This window comes from Bacillus sp. JJ1609 (assembly GCF_036967045.1).
In the GTDB taxonomy this organism is placed as follows: domain Bacteria; phylum Bacillota; class Bacilli; order Bacillales; family Cytobacillaceae; genus Mesobacillus.
Map to the genome: position 1 here is coordinate 2,316 of NZ_JBALSS010000056.1, position 647 is coordinate 2,962.

Consider the following 647-nt stretch of genomic DNA (forward strand, 5'->3'; position numbering starts at 1 on the left):
TGGGCTTTAACAGAGCCATTCTTTAATAAAGTCTATTCGTTAGGATACTCCAAAAATCCTGGTTCACTTCAATTATTAAACAGAATGATTTTCGTTTAACTTATGCAGGATAATACTAGTTGTTATTGAATCTTATTATCTAGTAAAAAATTTAGGGAGAATACGAGAATGAAAAAACGTCATGAAGTCTTATTTAATCAATTAGAATCTTATAGGAATTATATTTTAGGTGTAGTAGAAAACTTGTCAGAACAAGAAGCAGAATTCATCCCAGCTGGCTTCAACAATAATATCCGTTGGAACCTGGGGCATATTTATCTAGACCAATTCATGTGGATTCAAGCTGTAACGAAAGAAAAGGTGCCTGTTGCTGAGCAATTTCACGAGTGGTTTGGATATGGCAGTTCACCTGCAAACTTTACATCAGAGACGCCTTCGTTAGAAGAACTAAGGATTCTGCTAAAAGAGCAGCCTTCAAAGATCAAAGAGGATTACGGTGATAGGCTTGAAGAGGAATTTCCACCTACAGAAATGGGAATGCACACGATAGAACAGGTACTAACCAGAACTATTTTTCATGAAGGAATGCATTTGCAAACGATTTTGGATATTAAGAAACTATTATAGCACCATTTAAAATGCTAAAA

Annotated in this window: 1 protein-coding gene; it reads left to right on the forward strand. The window is 35.1% G+C overall.

What is annotated here, in order from left to right; translation table 11 throughout:
- Positions 1-168: 168 nt before the first annotated feature.
- Entirely contained in the window at positions 169-627 is a 459-nt protein-coding gene (locus V7654_RS23875) for a DinB family protein (protein WP_335433383.1), read from the forward strand.
- The last annotated feature ends 20 nt before the right edge of the window (positions 628-647 follow it).